This is a genomic window from Acetobacterium fimetarium (genome assembly GCF_014284475.1).
In the GTDB taxonomy this organism is placed as follows: domain Bacteria; phylum Bacillota; class Clostridia; order Eubacteriales; family Eubacteriaceae; genus Acetobacterium; species Acetobacterium fimetarium.
Map to the genome: position 1 here is coordinate 95,008 of NZ_WJBC01000007.1, position 18,350 is coordinate 113,357.

The window sequence follows — 18,350 nt, forward strand, 5'->3', positions numbered from 1 at the left end:
TTATTCTCCTTTTTCAAAATCTTTTTTCGTCAGCCCTTCCTGAGCCAACATGGTGTTTAACACCGATATGTCCGTTGAAACATCCAATGCGGTATCTTCATAAAAACCGTCAAGCAGGTTTTCGAAAGCGTGATTGATGGTATCCAGGGTCTCTTCGATCTCTTTTTTTGTGGCCATGATATTGGCGCCCTGAATCGGCTCCGCATCCATATCCTGATAGACCTTCACGAGCTTCAGCGTAGTCGGGAGATAATAGTTCATAAATTTGCGGATCTCGGGAACTTCCCCGGGGTTTTCGTCGATATAAGTGAATATCTTCGTGATGACGGTTTCGAGCCGATCCAGCTTGCTGGAAATGGCCTCGCCCGGGATGTCGTCGTTGGCTTTCCGGATCTGACGGATGGTTTCCTCACCCTCGTCGATGACATCCTGGACCGCCTTCAAATCCGGATCACTGCGGTTGATAACTTTCTGCCGTTGTACTTCTTCCATGCGCTTCTTTTCCTCATCCTGGAGGCGTTTGCCCGCGAGCATCTTCAGCTGGGCATCATAGGATTCATCGCTGATAAAAAGGTAGGTCCCTGCCTCATCGATATGTCCCTGGGGAAACATCCCCACCTGGAACATTTTTTTCAGATCTTTGATGACGTATTTCGGATTGCGTCCCAGCGGCTGGGCCAGCTCCCTGATCTCGCAGAAAGTCCGTCCCTTGAGACGCGAAACGTACTGACGGAAGCGCTTGACCCGTCCGCGCAGGCTTGATCCTTTCGCCACCATGCCGATGCACAGCAGCAGAATGAACAGCAGGGTTCCCAACGAAAACTCCATTGCCCCGATCGATGCGGTGATCACGCTGGACAGAATCAGAACCACCAGGGAAAAGATCACGGTCAGACCGATCCCGATACTCCCGAAAATGGTCAGCAGCATCCCTGAGATGCGGCCGTGGGGTGACTTTGTGATATAATTTGTCTTTTTGTCGGTTAAGTAATTTGTTTTATTTGGTTGCAGCACGGTTTTGTTTTGTTTTAACTCCTTCGTTTCCACGGTTTCGTAATCAGTAAACGTCTCCGGTTTTTTAAACTGTTTCGAACCGTCGCTGCCCTGGTTCCAGTTCTGCGAGTTTTTTCTGACTTCATCCAGGGCGCGATTGACTGTTTCCGTAATATTCTGATTCAGTTTCTTGAAATCTGTTGAGCTCAGAGCATCTTGTACGATATTCCTGATATCGTCCCCCAAGTTCGAGTAGTCTTTTTTCGCCATCATCTAACCTCCAACTAATGAAAACATTATATCGTATTGAATCTTAAAATACAATTATGAATCCAAACCTTCTTGCCTATTCTTAAGATTAATCAGCATAAAAAAAAACGGGCAGGCATTGCCCGCCCGATGCTTGTGATGCTCTGGTTAAATCTGGTTTGAAAACAGGGACTGCCGGTTTTGTTCAATCTTGATCCGTTCCAGCTTTTCCAGTTTCTGCATGCACAATGGCAGCTCCAGGCTGCATTGCAGCAGCAGTTCCTCATCAAGCAACAGCTTTTCCACGGGGCCGTCCGCAAAGACACTGCCCTGGTTCATGATGATGACGCGATCGCAGATTTCGAGGGCCATGTCCATATCGTGAGTCGCGATGATTTTGGTCATTTTGAGTTTATCCAGCGTGTTGATCACGTTGCGTCTAGCCTTCGGGTCGAGAAATGAGGTCGGTTCGTCAAAAAGGATGATCTCCGGTTTCATCGACAGCACCGACGCGATGGCGATCACCCGCTTTTCACCGCCGGAAAGGCGATGGGGCATCCGATCCCGCAGATGGGTAATTCCCAACACTTCCAGCGCCCCGGTAACCCGTTCTTCGACTTCCTCGTCGGACAGCAGTTCGTTCCTCGGTCCGAAAGCGATGTCGTCATAAACCTTGGTCATGAACAACTGGTCGTCGGGATTCTGGAAGACCATGCCGACTTTTTTGCGGATCTCCTTCAGGGTTTTCTTCTCCACCGGCAGGCCACCGATTTTGATGGAGCCTTCCTTGATATCTGAGATCCCGATGATCAGCTTGAAGAGGCTCGATTTTCCAGCACCGTTGGCACCAACCAGAGCCACGCTTTCCCCTTCATTTATTTTCAGATCGATCTCCCGGATAGCGTTATGTCCATCCGGATAAACATAGCTCAATTTTTCTATCTCTAACACGTTTTTTACCTCTCTATAAGAAACTGCCGATAAACTGGCTTAAATTGAAGAATCGCATCAATAACAATAAACCAGCGGTCAAAAGCAAAAATAGCCAGTCCGCCGACTTCATGGGGTCCGGCTTGGCGTAGACATAATGACCATCGTACCCCCGGCACTTCATCGCAAAATAAATATTTTCCGCCCGGTCAAAACTCTTGAGCAACAGCTGCCCCACAAAAATGCCCATGTCCTTCATCTTGATGCCCTTGGCTCCGGGCGACCGCAGCATATAGGCCGTGTACATATTTGAAACCTCCTGCATCAACACCGAGATATAGCGGTAGGTCAGCATGATCTGCTCGACAATCAGTTTCGGCACCTTGATGGACAAAAGCTGATAGGAAATCTGGGGCAGTGAGGTGGTGGCGATCAGAATCAGCACCGCCATGACCGTAAAGACCGTTTTGATCATGATTGAAAAAAACGAGATGACACCCGTCGTAACCGGCACCGTTCCGATCAGAAACAGCAAGTCCCGGTCGAAGATGATGTTCGAAACGCCGGCAAAAAAAGCGAAGGGCAAAGCCACCAGCAGCCGTGTCAGCAGTGGTTTGTAGGGAATTTCCGCCAGCGCCATCATGATCACCGGATAGAAAGCAAAGAAAACCAGGCCGGTAATATTGTAGGGATCAAACGACACCACCAGGACAATATATAAAAGTGTGATCACCAGCTTGACCATCGGATGAAACTGATGGATGATGGTTTTGCCGTCAGCCATTTCTTCAAGCGAATTGATGGTGCTCATGGAATCTGAAATGTTTGCCATAAGTAGTTCCTTCCAGAAAAATTTATAATCCGGGACCGCCGCAGAACGGTTTGCGCAACGATCTGTCAGTGCGGCCGCCCCGGTTCGTTACATTCACATAGACAAAGAATAACCTCTACTTTTCAGCAGAGGTTATCAGCAGAATCTTTTATTATTTTATCATATGTATCAGTAAATGATAAGCGAAATATCAAACTTTTTAAGCTTCCGGTTGATTTTTCTTTTTATGCTTGACCGCATAAATCAGATAGCCTGTTCCGCCGGCCAGCAGCAGCGTTACCCCTGCTCCCAGAAGCCCCGAGAAACTGGTTCCGGCCGCCGAGCCTTCTTCACTGCCGGATTTGAAGCCGTAGTCCGGCAGGAATGCCGTTGCTTGCTGAATGCCGGCAAAGGCATTGTGGACACTGTCGCTGGCTTCCAGTTCGCTGGTGCCGGCAACACGTTGCATCGCCCATTCCAGTCCATCCGGATTGGCGGAAGCGAAGAGTGAAATTGCGCCGCCTAAAACAACCGCGAAAACCAGCAATGACAGCATGACTTTTTTAAGGGAAACGCCGGGCGTCAGTTTGCTATTTTCCAGCGAGGATTCCAGAATCTCCGGTCGCATTTTGTAGACAAACACCAGAATCGCACCGGTGACAATGCCCTCCACGGTACCGATGACCAGATGAATCGGCATCATCATTCCGACAAAAGTTGAAAACGGCAGTTCCGTAATGCCGGATGCCAGGGTTTCAAGTACGACTGAAAATGCTCCGCATGAAAGCGCCAGAACGACGGATACAATCGAGGCAACTGTCAGCCGCGTCGGCGTGAAGCCTTTTTTGACAATCGGTCTGAATACCAGCGGATAGACCAGCAGGCAGGCATAAAAGCCCATGTTCCAGATATTGCAGCCCAGCGCCAGCAGCCCGCCGTCGGCAAAGAATAAGCTCTGAATCAGCAACACTGCCGTGATGGCTAAAAACGCCGGAAATGGTCCGAGCAAAGCCGCCAGCAGAATGCCGCCGCCGATATGTCCGCTGGAACCGGTTCCCGGAATCGTGAAATTAATCATCTGTCCCGCAAAAATAACGGCTCCCATTACACCCATCAAGGGGATTTTCTTTTCATCCAGATCGTCCTTGCATTTATATGCCGAATAAGCGATTGCTCCGGCACTTGCCGCAAGCATGATTCCTCCTATCGCCGGTGAAACCAGCGCGTCTGCCATATGCATGATAAAACCCTCCTATTAAATAAAAAATGCCATGAAGTAATAAACCCTGCTTCTGCAAAGAAAATACCTTCATGGCATTGTTAATTTTATTAAACTTTTATGGTCATCCAGATCATCTTGATCTTTGTTATATTATAGTCAATCCTGCCGTTTCTGTCAAGGAAAATATTCAAAACCTGATTAGCGCTGCTCCGGCATCATCGCCTGTTCCGGCCGCTGCCATTGCGACTGCTTCGATTACCGCTGCTGTTTTTGAGTTTGATTTTTTTATACTTAATTTTATTTTTGCGCATAAAATCGACATACATGATTCGCAGAATCGCCGCGAGAATCAGCAGCACGACGATGGTCACGTACCAGTACATGATCGGATAGTCGATCCAGTTGCGGGCCTTCATCGTATTGGCCGCATAGACGGGTGCGGACTCGACCATTTTATCGCCGTTGTAAACCTCCAGCACGCCGAGCTCGTCCCCTTCTTTGACATCGCTCTTGAGCGAGGCAAGGGTTTCATTGCCGATCAGACGGTTTGTATCCCATTTGATATCTGAAGTGTAGCCATTTTTTTTGGCTTCGGGAACAAGGCTGATCAGCGGTTTATCAGTGCGGATCTTCAGCATTTTACCGTCAAACACATGATAGTTTTCGATCTGAACTTCGCCGCAGGCATTGTCATCTTTGGTCCATTCGATAAAATCATATTCCTTGATCAGGGTATTGATGGTATCGCTGGCTTCTTTGAATACCGTCGTTTCCTCCCCATCCATGATGATCCCGATGATATTCTCGCCATTGCCTTCACCTTCAAAAACCAGGCATTTTCCCGCTTCTTCCGTGAATCCGGTTTTCCCGCTGGTGGCATAGCCGTTGAAAAGCGCATTGGTGCCGGCTGAAAGGTTGTTCGCCACGCGGTAGTCTGCCGGCAGTTCATCAAAGTTGGCATACAGCATCAAATTGGTATTGTACCATTTATGTTTGACCTTGTTCGTCTGGATCTCATGTACCTTGGCCCGGGTCACATCCCTGATCGTCTTGTCGGCAAAGGCTGCCTGGGCCAGCTTTAGCATATCCGCCGGTGTCGTGTAATGATTGCTGTCCTGCAGGCCATGGGGATTTACATAATTGGTACCTTTCATGCCCATTTCTTTTGCTTTTTCATTCATCGCCTTGATAAACAGATCATAGGCTTTTGTCGCATCGAGGGTCGCATCGCCCCCTATCTTTCGTCCCACACTGACAGCGATGGTTTCCGCCGCATCATTGCCCGAGGGCAGCAGCAGTCCGTAGAGCAATTCCTTCAGGGTGATCGTCTCGCCGGTTTCCAGATCCGCCACACTGCTTGAGGCATCAATCGTGTCGATCTCTTCGCCGATCGTGATGGTTTCATCCAGATTTCCTTTTTCAACCGCCACCAGCGCCGTCATCAGCTTGGTGGTGCTGGCCGGATAGCATTTTTCGTCCTGTTTCTGTTGAAAAAGCGTATCCCCGCTGTTGGTCTCAAAAATTATTACACCTTCGTCGGTGCCGTAGGTTGGAAGACCTGCCGCACAGATGCCTGTCGTAAAAAAAACAAGGCTAATTATCACCAATAGTCCTATTTTTCGTTTCATATCCCCTCCATGCAAACGCTACTTGATATAACGTGTGATCTTGAACAATTCTTCATTTTCCTTGATTGCTTCTTCACTGCCCAGGACGCAAAGCACGTTTTTCTCAAGAACCGCTTCAATCATCCCGGCGAAGCTTTGCAGCTGTTCAACCGTGGTCTCCAGAATCTCGTTTCTTTCTCTCTGAAGGTCTTCCGGCGTAATGCCGCTGAAATAGAAATTGTCCGCAATCTCACCTTTTACCGACGTGCTCAACGGCACATCTTTGCTGCTGATCGTTCCGATAATGTATTTCTCCAACTCCCGCTGCGAAAGATCCAGATTTCTGATATAGTCCACCGTGCCGGCATAGGCCTCGAACGTCTTTTTCAGCTTCGGATCGCGATAGGAGCCGAAATAGAGATCACCGCTGCGGCCGATGCTGAAAAATGCACCGTAGGCACCGCCCTGAACGCGGACCCGGTTCCACAGATAATCCATCGACAGAATGCCTTTGAGTACCAGCTGCGCGCCGGAATAGGTATAACCCAGCTCCCGGATATTGTATCCCTGGGATACGTACTGAATTTTAGCCGCCGTCAGAAAGCCTTCGTTGGCGATGCCGATATCGAATCGATAGGGATTCTTTTTTTCCTCCCGCTGCTGCAGTGGCGACAGATAGCCAGCCAGCGCGCTTAGCGTCTTGTCTTTGATCGCTTCCGATCCGGTAATGCTGATCACCGGTTTTTTGGTGGTGAATAAAGCCTTTGCAATCTGGGCCAGTTTTTGGGCCAATTCATCGAATTTTTCGTCAAAATGCGCTTCCAGCTCGGCAATAAAACGATAGAATTCAATGCCGCCGAATTCTTCAAACAGACGGGCCGACTGCGAATAGTAGGACTGCAGCCGCTGAACGCTGACCACATGCCCGGCGGTCAGAAACTGCGTTTCCTTCTGCGTCTTGATTTCCCGGATCATATCGTAGATCAGATTTTTTTCCGTGAACTGCGTCTGTGTGAGCACATCCGTGATCAGACTGATCAGAGTCGGTATTTTCTCGGTAATCGCTTTTCCCTTCACATAACAGTTGGATCTGAACGCACCCGGCTGATGGACATCATCGTAGGATTCCACGCCAAAAGACAGTCCCCCGGTATGGATTTCGATTTCCTGATTGAGGCGATGGAAATCCATATTTTTTGTGCTCAGTCCGCCCAGCATTTTGCACAGCAGGGACAGATATTTCAGATCCTGCTGGGGCAGACTGCTGTAATCAAAATAGAGTTTCAGGTAGGAAATATCACCGGTGTATCCCGGATGAAAAAGCAGCGTCGTATCCAGCGCTTCTTTGATTTCAAGCGGATATTTGCGTCCTTCCCGGCTGATATCTGAAAGTGCCAGCTTGGGAATTTTTTCCAGGTTCTCCGGACTGTCTTCCTCATTCTGCCTCTTGATCAGCGTCTGCGTTTCGCTGACCAGATCCGCCAGCTCTTGCTCTGACCGGGAAGCCTTGAAAGCCGCCAATTTTTCTGCGAGTTTCTGGTCTGCCTGTTCCTGCAGATTTGGATCCGGCACGATGGTCACCAGTGATTTGTGCGTGTTTTCAAGCAGAAAATGCTGAATCATCTTTTCAAAATAGCCGTCTTGCCAGCTGGCTTTGAACTTCTTGAACGCGCCTTTATACTTGAGATAGTCCGTCGGTTCATGGTCGTAGAGCCAGTTGTCCATGATATCGATGCCATAGATCAACCCCTTTGGATAGGCGCCGTATTCCGCTTCAATATGGGAGAATTCATAGATATTGATGCCCGCTTCCACGCTCAACGGGTCGAGTCCGTCTTTGACAAGCTTGCTCAGCACCGCTGCCACAGTCTCTTCAAAAAGCGCCTGATGCTTGGCCTCAGTGTTTTTCAGTACGATTGAAAAATAGGGCTGTTTCAGGGCACTGCTGTAATGATAGCTGACATCCTCGGCAATCTGCAGCGCCTGCAGGGCTTCCTTCAGGGGCGATGAATTATTGTTCAAAAGAATATGCGACAGGATATCAAAGGCCAGGGCCTCCTCATAGGATAAGCTGTCTTTCAGCACATAATTCAGTGACAGATAAGCGCGGTTCGCCAGCGGTTCTTCCCGGGAAACGCCATAGGGAACGACGAGATTCTGCTCCTGCAAAAGCGGTTCCTGCTTCCCGATCGCACTGTCGATTGTCTGTTTTTCAAAGGCATTCAGGTATTCCTCATTGAGATATTTCAAGTGTGCCCTGACGTCACCGTCACCATAGAGGTAAATATAGCTGTTGGACGGATGGTAGTATTTCTTGTGGAAAGCCAGAAATTCCTCATAGGACAGCTCCGGAATCACATCCGGATCACCGCCGGATTCAAACCGGTAGCAGGACTGGGGATAAAGTGATTCAAAAACCTTGTTCTGAAGCACCTCCTCCGGATTCGAGAAAGCCCCCTTCATTTCATTATAGACCACCCCGTTGTAGGTGATCGGATCTTCGGGTTTTTCAATATGGTAATGCCAGCCCTCCTGGTAGAAGGTATAGGGATTCTCATAAATGTTCGGATAGAACACGGCGTCCAGATAGACATCCATGAGGTTCATAAAATCCTTGGCATTGGTGCTGGCAATCGGGTACATCGTTTTATCCGGATAGGTCATGGCATTAAGGAACGTGTTGAGCGAACCCTTGGCCAGCTCGACAAACGGTTCCTTGACCGGATATTTTCTTGACCCGCACAGTGTCGAATGCTCGATAATATGCGGCACCCCGGTGCTGTTGGCCGACGGCGTTCGGAAACTGATCGAAAAAACCTTGTTTTCATCTTCCGTTGAGATGTACAGGCATTGGGCGCCGGTTTTTTGATGAACAAAACTCCTGGCAAACCCATCTATTTCTTCGATGAACTCTTCCTTCTTCAGGATAAAGCCCTCGACATTTTCTTCCAATTTAAACATTATTTTCTGTTGATCCATTATTTCTTTTTTCAAATGTCTCTCCTTCTCTATGTTCTGGTTTTGGCAATTGCAAAATTCAAAAGAACCGAACAATCGTTGCTTTGATGCCGGTTTGCAGATACCTATTCGATTATTTTATTTTTTTTGAGATATTCCATCATTTTTTGTTCAAAGCCCATCTCGGTGGGTTCATAAAAATGGGTGCCCACCAGGTCATCCGGCAGGTACTGCTGAGGCACATAATGCCCCGGATAACTGTGGGGATACTTGTACGTCAGCCCCCGGCCCAGTTTTTCGCTTCCCGAATAATGGGTATCCTGGAGATGCGCCGGCACGTTGCTGTTTGAAGCATGCGAAACCGCCGCCAGCGCCGCATCAATTGCCACATAAGAGGCATTGCTTTTGGGCGCGCAGGCCAGAAAAACCACCGCCTGGGCCAGATTGATCCGCGCTTCCGGCATGCCGATAAACTGAACCGCATCAGCCGCCGCCATCGCCACCGGCAGTGCCAGCGGTTCGGCATTGCCGATATCCTCCGAAGCCGATATGACAATCCGTCTGGCGATGAATTTCGGGTCCTCGCCGGCCGTCAGCATTTTGGCCATCCAGTACAGCGCCGCATCAGGGTCCGATCCCCGGATGCTCTTGATGAACGCGGAAATCGTATCGTAATGATTGTCCCCGTCCTTGTCATACTGAACCGCTTTCTGCTGAATGCACTCCTGCGCCGTTTTCAGATCGATGCGAATCACGCCCTCCTGATCCTTGTCGATCGTAAGGATGCCCAGTTCCACCGCATTCAGCGCCCTGCGCACATCGCCATTGGACACTTCCGACAGGTAATCCATGGCGTCCTCATCGCATTTCACTTTCATCGCGCCGTAACCGTTGACTTTGTCGGTGATGGCTCGTTCGATGACGCCCCGGATATCTGCCGGAGTCAGTTTCTTGAATTCAAAGATGGTCGAGCGGGAAAGAAGCGGTGAGTTGATCTCAAAATAGGGGTTTTCGGTGGTTGCCCCGATCAGCGTAACCAGTCCTTTTTCGACACTGGGCAGCAGTGCATCCTGCTGCGCCTTGTTGAAGCGGTGAATTTCATCGATGAACAGAATGGATTTCTTGTTGTAGACACCCAGATTGTTTTTCGCTTTTTCCAGCACTTCGGTGATTTCCTTTTTTCCCGAAGTGACCGCATTCAGTTCATAAAAGGCGGAATTCGTGCGGTTTGCCACAATTTTTGCCAACGACGTCTTGCCGGTTCCGGGCGGGCCGTAGAAGATCACCGAAGCAAGCTTGTCCGCCTCGATGAGCCGGTACAGCAGCTTTCCCTTTGCAATGATGTGTTTCTGACCCGCAAATTCTTCAAGGGTTCGGGGCCGCATCCGAACAGCCAATGGCGAATTATCAGCTATTTTTTCCTGATAATTGATTCCAAAAAAACTTTCCTGCATCTTCCCCTCACCCTTCTTTTTCTATTTCCTGTATTTCTATTTCTGTCAAATTAAAATATGCGTTGATCCATTGATCGACTGTTTTAAGAATTTCGGCACGATTGTGTTCATCCCCGCAACCGCCGGTCCTGATAATTTTATCATAGAATCCCGCAAATAGCCTAGTGCTTTCTTCATCAAGATCCGGAATTCTGAGTTTCAGCAGTGTATTGGGATAATACTCATATAGTTTTTCGCCCAGCTTTTTGGCATAGGATTTGAAATAATAATTATAAAGCCGGCTGTTCAAAAGCACAACCAGAATTTCCTCCGTGATTTGGTGATAAAGCCGGGGCATCAGAATCAGCCCGTAAACGTCCGCACTGAAATAGCATTTATTCTCATCGATGGCAAAACGGTTTTTGGTCGCCTTGTAGGGGAAAATAATCTTTTTCCCGTCGAAATGGCCGGCGTCCCGGCCCCATTGCAGCGCGGTCCACGGCAGTTTGCCGTTTCTGCATTCCCGGCGTTTTTCAAGCTTTGCGCGGTGTTTTTCCAGATGCTTGATGATCTGGGGATAGGTCTCGATGGCATCGATGCCGTTGGTGTAGAGAATTTTTTTCTGCGGCTTCGCGATCGCGAAAGCGCCCACATCCTTGTTTTTGATCCAGGGCCGCAGCTGATCATCGCAGAAATCATCCAGTCGTTCATCTGTATCATCAAAAATAAAGGCCTTGTCGTTTCCGGTGATAATCCCCTGAAAACTCTGGACGATATTTTCCAGAACAAACGGCGACTGCTTCTCGATTTTTCCGATGATCGCGTTGGTGACCGGTGAATAAAGGCACCAGAGGTCATCACCCAGAGTATCCTGAAGAACCGGATAGCCTTCAAAAGGCTGCTCGCCGGCAGTGCTGTTTTCCCGCAGCGAACGGATTAGCTCGGAATAAGTATCCGGCTTATGATTTTTTATAAAGAACCGTTTGACGTCAATCTCCCAGTTTTCTCCAACCGTCGCGGCCTTTCTCAACCTGATGATGGCCGGGTCAATCCCGACTCCTGGGATGATCCGCACACCATTGAAATCGACGATTTCTTCAATTTCAAAGGAGTTTTTCATGAATCGCCGCAGCGGTTTTCCGTTATAGGCTTCCAGGAAATAGCGGGACGTGATGTGTATCAGGGTGCCGCCCTGTTTGAGCAGTTCCCAGCCGCGGTTGATGAAACAGTAGGACAGATCGCCCTTGTCCTGATAGACCAGCGGATACCGGCTTTTGAGTGTTTTCATATAGCTGCTGTCGATTTCCTTGTGGCCGACGTAAGGGGGGTTGCCGATGATGACGTCCACCGAGTTTCCGGTAATCAGATCTTCGGTCAGAATATCGCCGCAGGCAATGCCCAATGGTCTGACATAGGTGTCCCCTTTCAGAACGAGAATCAGCCGGGTCACCAGACAGGCAACCGGATCCCGGTCGACGCCTATCAGGTTTTTTTCCAGCAGCCACCGGTGTAAGTCCTCTTTTTCGTTGCAGTTCTTTCCTTCTCCATATAGATGAAATATCCGGTCATATGCGGCATTTAAAAGGGAGCCACTTCCACATGCCGGGTCAAGAACCCGGGTGTTTTCAAATTCTTCCCCCACTTTTAATTTTTCCACTGCTTTGATTGCCATATAATCAGCGATATTAGCCGGCGTGTAAAAAATCCCGTGATTTTTTTTGTGATGCAGCAGCAGCCCTTCCTCGTAGAGATCTCCGATGATCCCGGGGTTCTCTCCCGCAAAATAAGGCGGTGCCATCACAAAATCATCGATCCACGCCCAGATGTCACTGCCAATAGGTTCCCCATCCGGTTCTTCCCAGAAGCTTTCATCAATGGGGTGACCTGTCCATAAACCGAGGAAATAATCAAAGGTGAACTGGTTTTTCAGATCTTTTTCATGCTGACCGAAATCCACATGATGGTTGTTCACCAGATATTTTAAAAAAATACACTTCAGAAAAAAAAGTGTATTGCTTTTCGTTTGGCTCAGATAATTGTATCGCTTCAAGAAAACCGCCATCTTATCTGAAATACTTTGGAGATTCATCATTACCTCTCAATTTTAGGATGTTTTTTGTCGTTTTTTTATTATAACATTTTTTTGACAAAAAAGATAAATTCAGGACGAATTTCCATTGTCTTTTTATCAACTAACTCAATATTTTTATTGCATTTCAACGGATTATATTGTATAATAATAAAAACTCCGAAGTTTAATGATTCTAAGGTCATCAGGACTATGAACGTAAACCGGAAGGGTATAGTCGGAAACGATTATGTCTCCCAATGTGGAAAAGGGGCTTGACTTGGGTATATCCCTCGTTATTTTTGCATTTCTATAGTGCAGAATAAAAAGGCCATTTCTACGGAAGTGGCCTTTTTATTTTTCCCATATGTTCCTGAATTCTATTTATTTGTAACCGCAATAATGATATTTGGGACGCCTTAAAAAATAAAACCAGAGTCGAACTAACCAATTGACTCTGGTTTTATTTTTTTTTGTTGCTCAGCCTCCTGCAACCGGCGGAAAGATCGCCAGATAGCCGCCATCCTTCACCGGCACCGTCAGCATGGCATCAACCTTGCCGTCAACGCCGTCCACAATAATCGCCGCAATTTCAGGTGCGGTGATGCCCAGGGCGTCAATGACATCCTGGCCTGTCATCCCCGGGGTGTAGTCCATCTGCACGATTTTTCCCCGGCCTTCTCTGAAATTCGCAAACAGTTTGATGCTAATTGCCATAATCCCTCCTGAAAAAAAGGGACGATCTGAGACCGCCCCTTAAATTTATTCTATCGTCAACAGTGTTTTATAAGCCCAGTTTTTCAAGCCGTTCATCTGTCGGAATCCCGTCTTCATCCCAGCCTCGTTCCTGATAGTAGAGTGGAAGCAGTTCATCCAGTTTGTGAACCCAACCTTTGGTCGGTCCTTCCGGCATTTCTTCTTCCAGAAAACGTGGTGGCAGGGTATCTTCTTCCGGTGAAATACCGGCTTCAAGATTGAAGAGTTTTTCAAGATTCCAGATACGTTCTCCGGCCAGCAGAATATCATCCGCTGTCCATTCTGTTCCCAGAACTTCGTTTAACATATCCGCATACTGCTGAGCGCCCAATGCGAATGATGTAAACAGACATAAGCCGGTGGAATCGATCAGCGCCGTCAGATCCTGGAAGATTTTTGCCCATACCGGTTTACCCGCTAATTCAAAACGATCCAGTTTTTCCGGTAAACCGAGGATTTCCGGAGAAATCAGGTAGCCACGGACATGACAGCCGCCACGGTTGGAGGTTGCATATTGAAGACCCATCCCCTGGATACCACGCGGGTCATAGGCCGGCAGATCCTGTTTCTTGACTGACATGGAGTATTCCGGTACGCCGAAAAAATCAGCCAGTCGGTAGGAGCCTCTGGCCAGTAAATCACCGAAGCCTTCCCGTTTGCCCATTTTCTTGAGCCAGTGGATAACCGATTCAGCATTGCCGAATTTCAGGATCACGTCATCATCCAGCATTTCATCGGTGATATAACCGCGTTGGTACAGTTCCATGGCAGCCGCCAGGGTTGCACCGGCAGAAATAGTATCCAGACCGAATTCGTTGCACCAGTAGTTGGCATCGATAACGATATTCATGTCATTGATTCCCAGATCTCCGGCAAATACCCAAAGGGTTTCATACTCTGGTCCGCCGACACCTTCCGGGCTGTGTTCGCTTTTGACCCAGCGGCCGCAACCGATCGGGCAGTGATGGCAGGGATTACGCTTGATCAGGTATTCTTCCGTCAAGGTTTCGCCGCTGACTGCTTCAGCGCCAGGATCATGGCCGCCCTGGAAGTTGTTCGTCGGGTAGACACCGTGTTCATTGATGATATTAACCAGTACGGCTGTTCCGTAGGTCGGCAGGCCGCCGCCGGTAACGCCGTTTTCCTTGAGCATGCCACGACATTCTTTGGTAACCGCCTTCAATCCGTCCGGATTGGCAATGACCGGTTTCTGAGCCCCTTTAACGGTGATGGCTTTGAGATTTTTAGATCCCATCACCGCACCGACGCCTGAACGGCCGGCAGCACGATCGTTTTCATTCATGATGGCAGCCATCTGAGACAGCTTTTCGCCTGAAGGTCCGATGGTTAAAACCTTAGAGTCCGGATGTTTTTCTTTAAGTGCAGCACTTGTTTCTGATGTGTATTTGCCCCAGATATCCAGTGCCGGTAAAATTTCAACTTTTTCTTCTTCGATATTAATATATACTGGAAGACTTGCTTTTCCTTCGATGATAATCGCATCATAACCGGCATATTTCAGATATGCTCCCCATTCTCCGCCTGAGTTGGAAGAAGCGATGCATCCTGTTAACGGCGATTTTGTCACTACCATGTACCGACCACCAGTAGGGGTAGCTGTTCCTGTCAACGGACCGTTGATAAAGATGATTTTGTTCTCTGCAGCAAAAGGATCAATTTGAGGATCAACCTCATCCATATACATTTTTGTTCCCAGACCGCGACCGCCAATATACTTCTTGGCCAGCTCAAAATCCAAATCCTCAGTGCCAATAACACCAGTCGTTAAATTGATACGTAATATTTTTCCCATATAACCAAACATTTCGTACGCCTCCTAAATTTTATTTATTTGTAACCAATTTCATTATAGCTAATTTTTATCCTTTTATCAATTAAAATATCAAAATTAATGAATATTTAAACTTTTCTTTGCCTTTGTCGTTGAAACGCATTCATTGTAATCGCTATTATTTTCATGGTTACAGTAAATTTTTTCTCTATTATAAGGGTTGCGAAATTTTTTGGCTACAAAATGGTCTATTTTCGACTGCTGCCTAGCGCTGCGAATTTCACAAACCGGTCATCACGGTCTGATGATTTCTCCCGGCCGGTCCAGGCCGTAACCGCCCAGCTGATCCAGGGCCGCCTTGAATTCACCGGACTTGAGCACGTCGATGAAAGTCTGAATCCGGGGATCGTCAAGATTCTCCTGCAGCACGACAAAATCGTATTCCTCATCGCCGATGGGGATGAAATCCAGATCCATCATATTGGCCGCCGACAGCACCCCGATCCCCACATCGCAGGAGCCGGATTTCACCGCCGAGGCCACCATCATGTGGGTGTTCATCTCGCGGGTGTAGCCCAGCACATTTTCCGGATCGATGCGGTTCTTTTTCAGCAGGAAATCCAGCAGCACCCGTGTGCCTGATCCGCGCTGGCGGTTCACGAAGCTGATATCATCCCGGGACAGATCCGTGACCGCGACGATATTTTTGGGATTGCCCCGGGGAATCATCATGCCCTGGGTGCGCCTGACCCCCTTGATCAGAACCACATTCTCCTTCTCCAGATAGCGTTTGAGATAGGCGAGATTATAAATCCCTGTTTCTTCATCCAGCAGATGCACCGGCGCGATGTGGCATTCTCCCTTTTTGATGGCCATGATGCCGCCGAGGCTGCCCACATGGGCCGAAGACAGGCTCATGATTTTGCGGCTCTTGTGAATGATATTCGCCACCACATCCATCAGCACGTCGTGGCTGCCGATGGAAACTAGCGTGTTTTCGATTTCCTCCCGGGGCCGCATCAGAACGATCTCCACCATTTCGCCGGCCTCGTATCCCTCGACATTCTTGGGAATCTTCAGAATGCCGTCCGCATTCACCAGCGACATGGTCACGCCCGCCCCGCGGTCCAGCGGGGTGGCCACAAATTTATCGTTCACCCGGCCGCATTTCATCCGGACAAACTCCAGATGTTTCAGCGACGACATCAGGCGTTTGGACAGAACCGCCATGATCGAGCGCTCCTGCGTCAGCGTCTGGTGATTGAATGAAAATATAATCGGCTTGACAAAGCTTTCAAAGACAAAATAGGCTGATACCGGATAGCCGGGAATGCCGATCACCGGCTTCCCCCTGACAATCCCCAGCACCACCGGTTTACCCGGTTTGATGGCTACTCCGTGAACGACCACTTCCCCCAGCTCCTCGATGAGCCGGCGCGTGTAGTCCTCGGTGCCGGCCGACGAACCGGCCGAAATCAGCACGATGTCATTTTCAGCCACCGCCTGCTCAATGGCGTTCTTGATCAGCCCGTAGTCATCTTTGACGGTCGGATAACGGTTGGGCTCGCCCCCGTATTCGCTGACCAGGCCGGCAAACATGTGGGTGTTGGAATCGATGATTTTTCCCGCCGCCATCGCTTCTCCCGCTTCCACCAGCTCGGTTCCGGTGGGGATGATGCCAACCTGCGGTTTTTCCATCACTTCGATTTCAGTGATGCCCCCGGCCAGCAGGGCGCCGATATCCATCGGACGGACGCGGTGGAAAGCCGGAATGATCAGTTCGCCGGCGACGATGTCCTCTCCGATCGGACGGACATGCTGCCACAATGCCACCGGGGCGTTGATGCTGACCTGCTCATCATCCGTCACAACGACGTCTTCGATCATGATGACGGCATTGTAGGGCTCATCAATCACGTCTCCGGTATCGACGAACTTGAAATCCGCTCCCTTGGTCAGCATCTTCGGGTGGCGCTCGTCGACGCCGGCCATCTCCAGCGCATTAACGCAGATTCCATCCATGGCGGAGGCGTTGTAGAAGGGTGATGATATTTTGGCAAACACCGGCTCTTTCGTCACTAGCCCCCGGGATGCGGTCACCGGCAGAAAACGGCTCTGCTGGTCCTGCTCGTCAAAGGACAGCAGCGCCAGATACTTTTCTACCGCCGCGTCCAGATCCTCATTCTTCAGATATAAATTCCGTTCATCCTTTTTCGCTGTATTCTCTGTGTTCATTCGTCGTCTCCATTTCTTTATTTTACTGCTACCAACTTAAAACAGGGTTACTTCCACCAGGTCGCCGGCGTTTTTGCCTTCTTCGTTTTCCGTGATTTCAATGTAGCCGTCGGAATAGGACAGCAGGGTGATCATGCCGGATTTTCCGTGGGTCGGCGTCACCTCAATGGCCCCACTGTTTTCTTTGATCGAGACGGTCTGAAAGGTCCGTCGGCCCGGCGCCGCATGGATGTTCTGCATCAACCGGCCCTGAACCCGTTGGTACCTGACACCATCTCGGCCGTAGTAAAGCGTCATAAATTCCCCGAGCATGATCATGAAGACCATGATGGCGGAGGCCGGCTGTCCCGGGAGTCCGACGACCGGTTTATCGTCGACTTTTCCCAGAATCGTCGGCTTTCCCGGCTTGACGGCCAGACCGTGGAGCAGCACCGTTCCCATTCGGTCGATGACTTTGACGGTATAATCCTTTTCTCCCATCGAGCTGCCACCGGACAGAATCACCATGTCGCTTTTTTTAAAGGCGTCCCGGACGGCTTCCTGAATGACGTCGAAGTCATCTCTGGCATAGGAGGTCGCAACCACATCTGCTCCCAGACGCCGGGCCACTGCCGCCAGGGCCGGTGTATTGATGTCGATGACTTCGCCGGGCTTCGGCATTTCCCCCGGGCGGATGATTTCATCCCCGGTGGAGATGATGCTCAGCTGCGGCCGTCTCAACACTGCCACCTGCAGATAGCCCAGCGCGGACAGCACACCGATGTCCTGGGGTCTCAGAAAATGTCCCCTGACAAAGGCCGTTTCACCGTCGCGGATGTCGTCACCGATACGCATCATGTTTTCATTGGGGCCCGCATTCTGATAGACGGCCAGATCGCCGTCGCCCATTTTTTCGGTGTATTCCACCATCACCATGGCTTCGGTTCCCCCGGGAACCATCCCGCCGGTGGGAACATAAACGGTCTCGCCCTGTTCAAGCGTCAGATGGGTCTCCATCCCCATCTGCACTTCGCCTTTTATCTTCAGAAAGCCGGGAATCGATGCCGATGCTCCCTGTACATCCGTCAGCTTCACAGCGTAGCCATCCACCACGGAGCGGTCGAAATGCGGTACATTCATCGTCGCGACGATGTCTGCGGCCAGCACGCGTCCCAATCCGTCATCGATGCTGATTGTTTCCTTTTCCAGCGTCAGATGGCTGAACTGTTCTTTGATCATCGTCTTCATTTCATCGACGGTTTTGACTTTAAGTAACTCCATAATTTTCTCCTTATTTTGTTTTAGGCTTATTGCCTG

11 protein-coding genes, 1 pseudogene and 1 riboswitch are annotated in these 18,350 nt (G+C 49.4%); all 12 genes and pseudogenes read right to left on the reverse strand.

Features of this window, described 5'->3' with window-relative positions; all coding sequences use genetic code 11:
- A complete protein-coding gene (locus GH808_RS06760; RefSeq protein WP_186842021.1) occupies nucleotides 1-1,266 on the reverse strand; it encodes a 5-bromo-4-chloroindolyl phosphate hydrolysis family protein in 1,266 nt (421 codons plus the stop codon).
- A gap of 366 nt (nucleotides 1,267-1,632) precedes the next feature.
- Nucleotides 1,633-2,193, reverse strand: a pseudogene (locus tag GH808_RS06765) (energy-coupling factor ABC transporter ATP-binding protein); the annotation flags it as partial.
- 13 nt (nucleotides 2,194-2,206) lie between these two features.
- Nucleotides 2,207-3,004: a cobalt ECF transporter T component CbiQ gene (cbiQ, locus tag GH808_RS06770; RefSeq protein WP_186842023.1), complete on the reverse strand. Its 798-nt coding sequence runs from the start codon at nucleotides 3,002-3,004 to the stop codon at nucleotides 2,207-2,209.
- 199 nt (nucleotides 3,005-3,203) lie between these two features.
- Complete coding sequence (locus GH808_RS06775; RefSeq protein WP_186842024.1) at nucleotides 3,204-4,223, reverse strand: energy-coupling factor ABC transporter permease; 1,020 nt, start codon at nucleotides 4,221-4,223, stop codon at nucleotides 3,204-3,206.
- A gap of 197 nt (nucleotides 4,224-4,420) precedes the next feature.
- Nucleotides 4,421-5,833 (reverse strand): D-alanyl-D-alanine carboxypeptidase family protein, encoded by a 1,413-nt coding sequence (locus tag GH808_RS06780; protein WP_186842025.1) that lies wholly within the window; start codon nucleotides 5,831-5,833, stop codon nucleotides 4,421-4,423.
- An 18-nt stretch (nucleotides 5,834-5,851) separates the two neighbouring features.
- A complete protein-coding gene (locus GH808_RS06785) occupies nucleotides 5,852-8,806 on the reverse strand; it encodes an insulinase family protein (protein WP_243166139.1) in 2,955 nt (984 codons plus the stop codon).
- A gap of 89 nt (nucleotides 8,807-8,895) precedes the next feature.
- On the reverse strand, nucleotides 8,896-10,224 hold the full coding sequence (locus tag GH808_RS06790) for a replication-associated recombination protein A (protein ID WP_186842026.1): 1,329 nt from the start codon (nucleotides 10,222-10,224) through the stop codon (nucleotides 8,896-8,898).
- 7 nt (nucleotides 10,225-10,231) lie between these two features.
- Nucleotides 10,232-12,292: an Eco57I restriction-modification methylase domain-containing protein gene (locus GH808_RS06795; RefSeq protein ID WP_186842027.1), complete on the reverse strand. Its 2,061-nt coding sequence runs from the start codon at nucleotides 12,290-12,292 to the stop codon at nucleotides 10,232-10,234.
- Nucleotides 12,293-12,437: 145 nt separating this feature from the next.
- Nucleotides 12,438-12,561, forward strand: a riboswitch (molybdenum cofactor riboswitch).
- 190 nt (nucleotides 12,562-12,751) lie between these two features.
- Nucleotides 12,752-12,988: a MoaD/ThiS family protein gene (locus GH808_RS06800; RefSeq protein WP_186842028.1), complete on the reverse strand. Its 237-nt coding sequence runs from the start codon at nucleotides 12,986-12,988 to the stop codon at nucleotides 12,752-12,754.
- 67 nt (nucleotides 12,989-13,055) lie between these two features.
- Entirely contained in the window at nucleotides 13,056-14,852 is a 1,797-nt protein-coding gene (locus tag GH808_RS06805) for an aldehyde ferredoxin oxidoreductase family protein (protein ID WP_186842029.1), read from the reverse strand.
- A 261-nt stretch (nucleotides 14,853-15,113) separates the two neighbouring features.
- Nucleotides 15,114-17,054 carry a molybdopterin biosynthesis protein gene (locus tag GH808_RS06810; RefSeq protein ID WP_186842030.1) on the reverse strand — a complete coding sequence of 647 codons (1,941 nt, stop codon included), beginning with the start codon at nucleotides 17,052-17,054 and terminating at the stop codon, nucleotides 15,114-15,116.
- A 36-nt stretch (nucleotides 17,055-17,090) separates the two neighbouring features.
- Nucleotides 17,091-18,314, reverse strand: coding sequence for a molybdopterin molybdotransferase MoeA (locus tag GH808_RS06815; protein WP_186842031.1), 1,224 nt, complete (start codon nucleotides 18,312-18,314; stop codon nucleotides 17,091-17,093).
- Nucleotides 18,315-18,350: the final 36 nt, after the last annotated feature.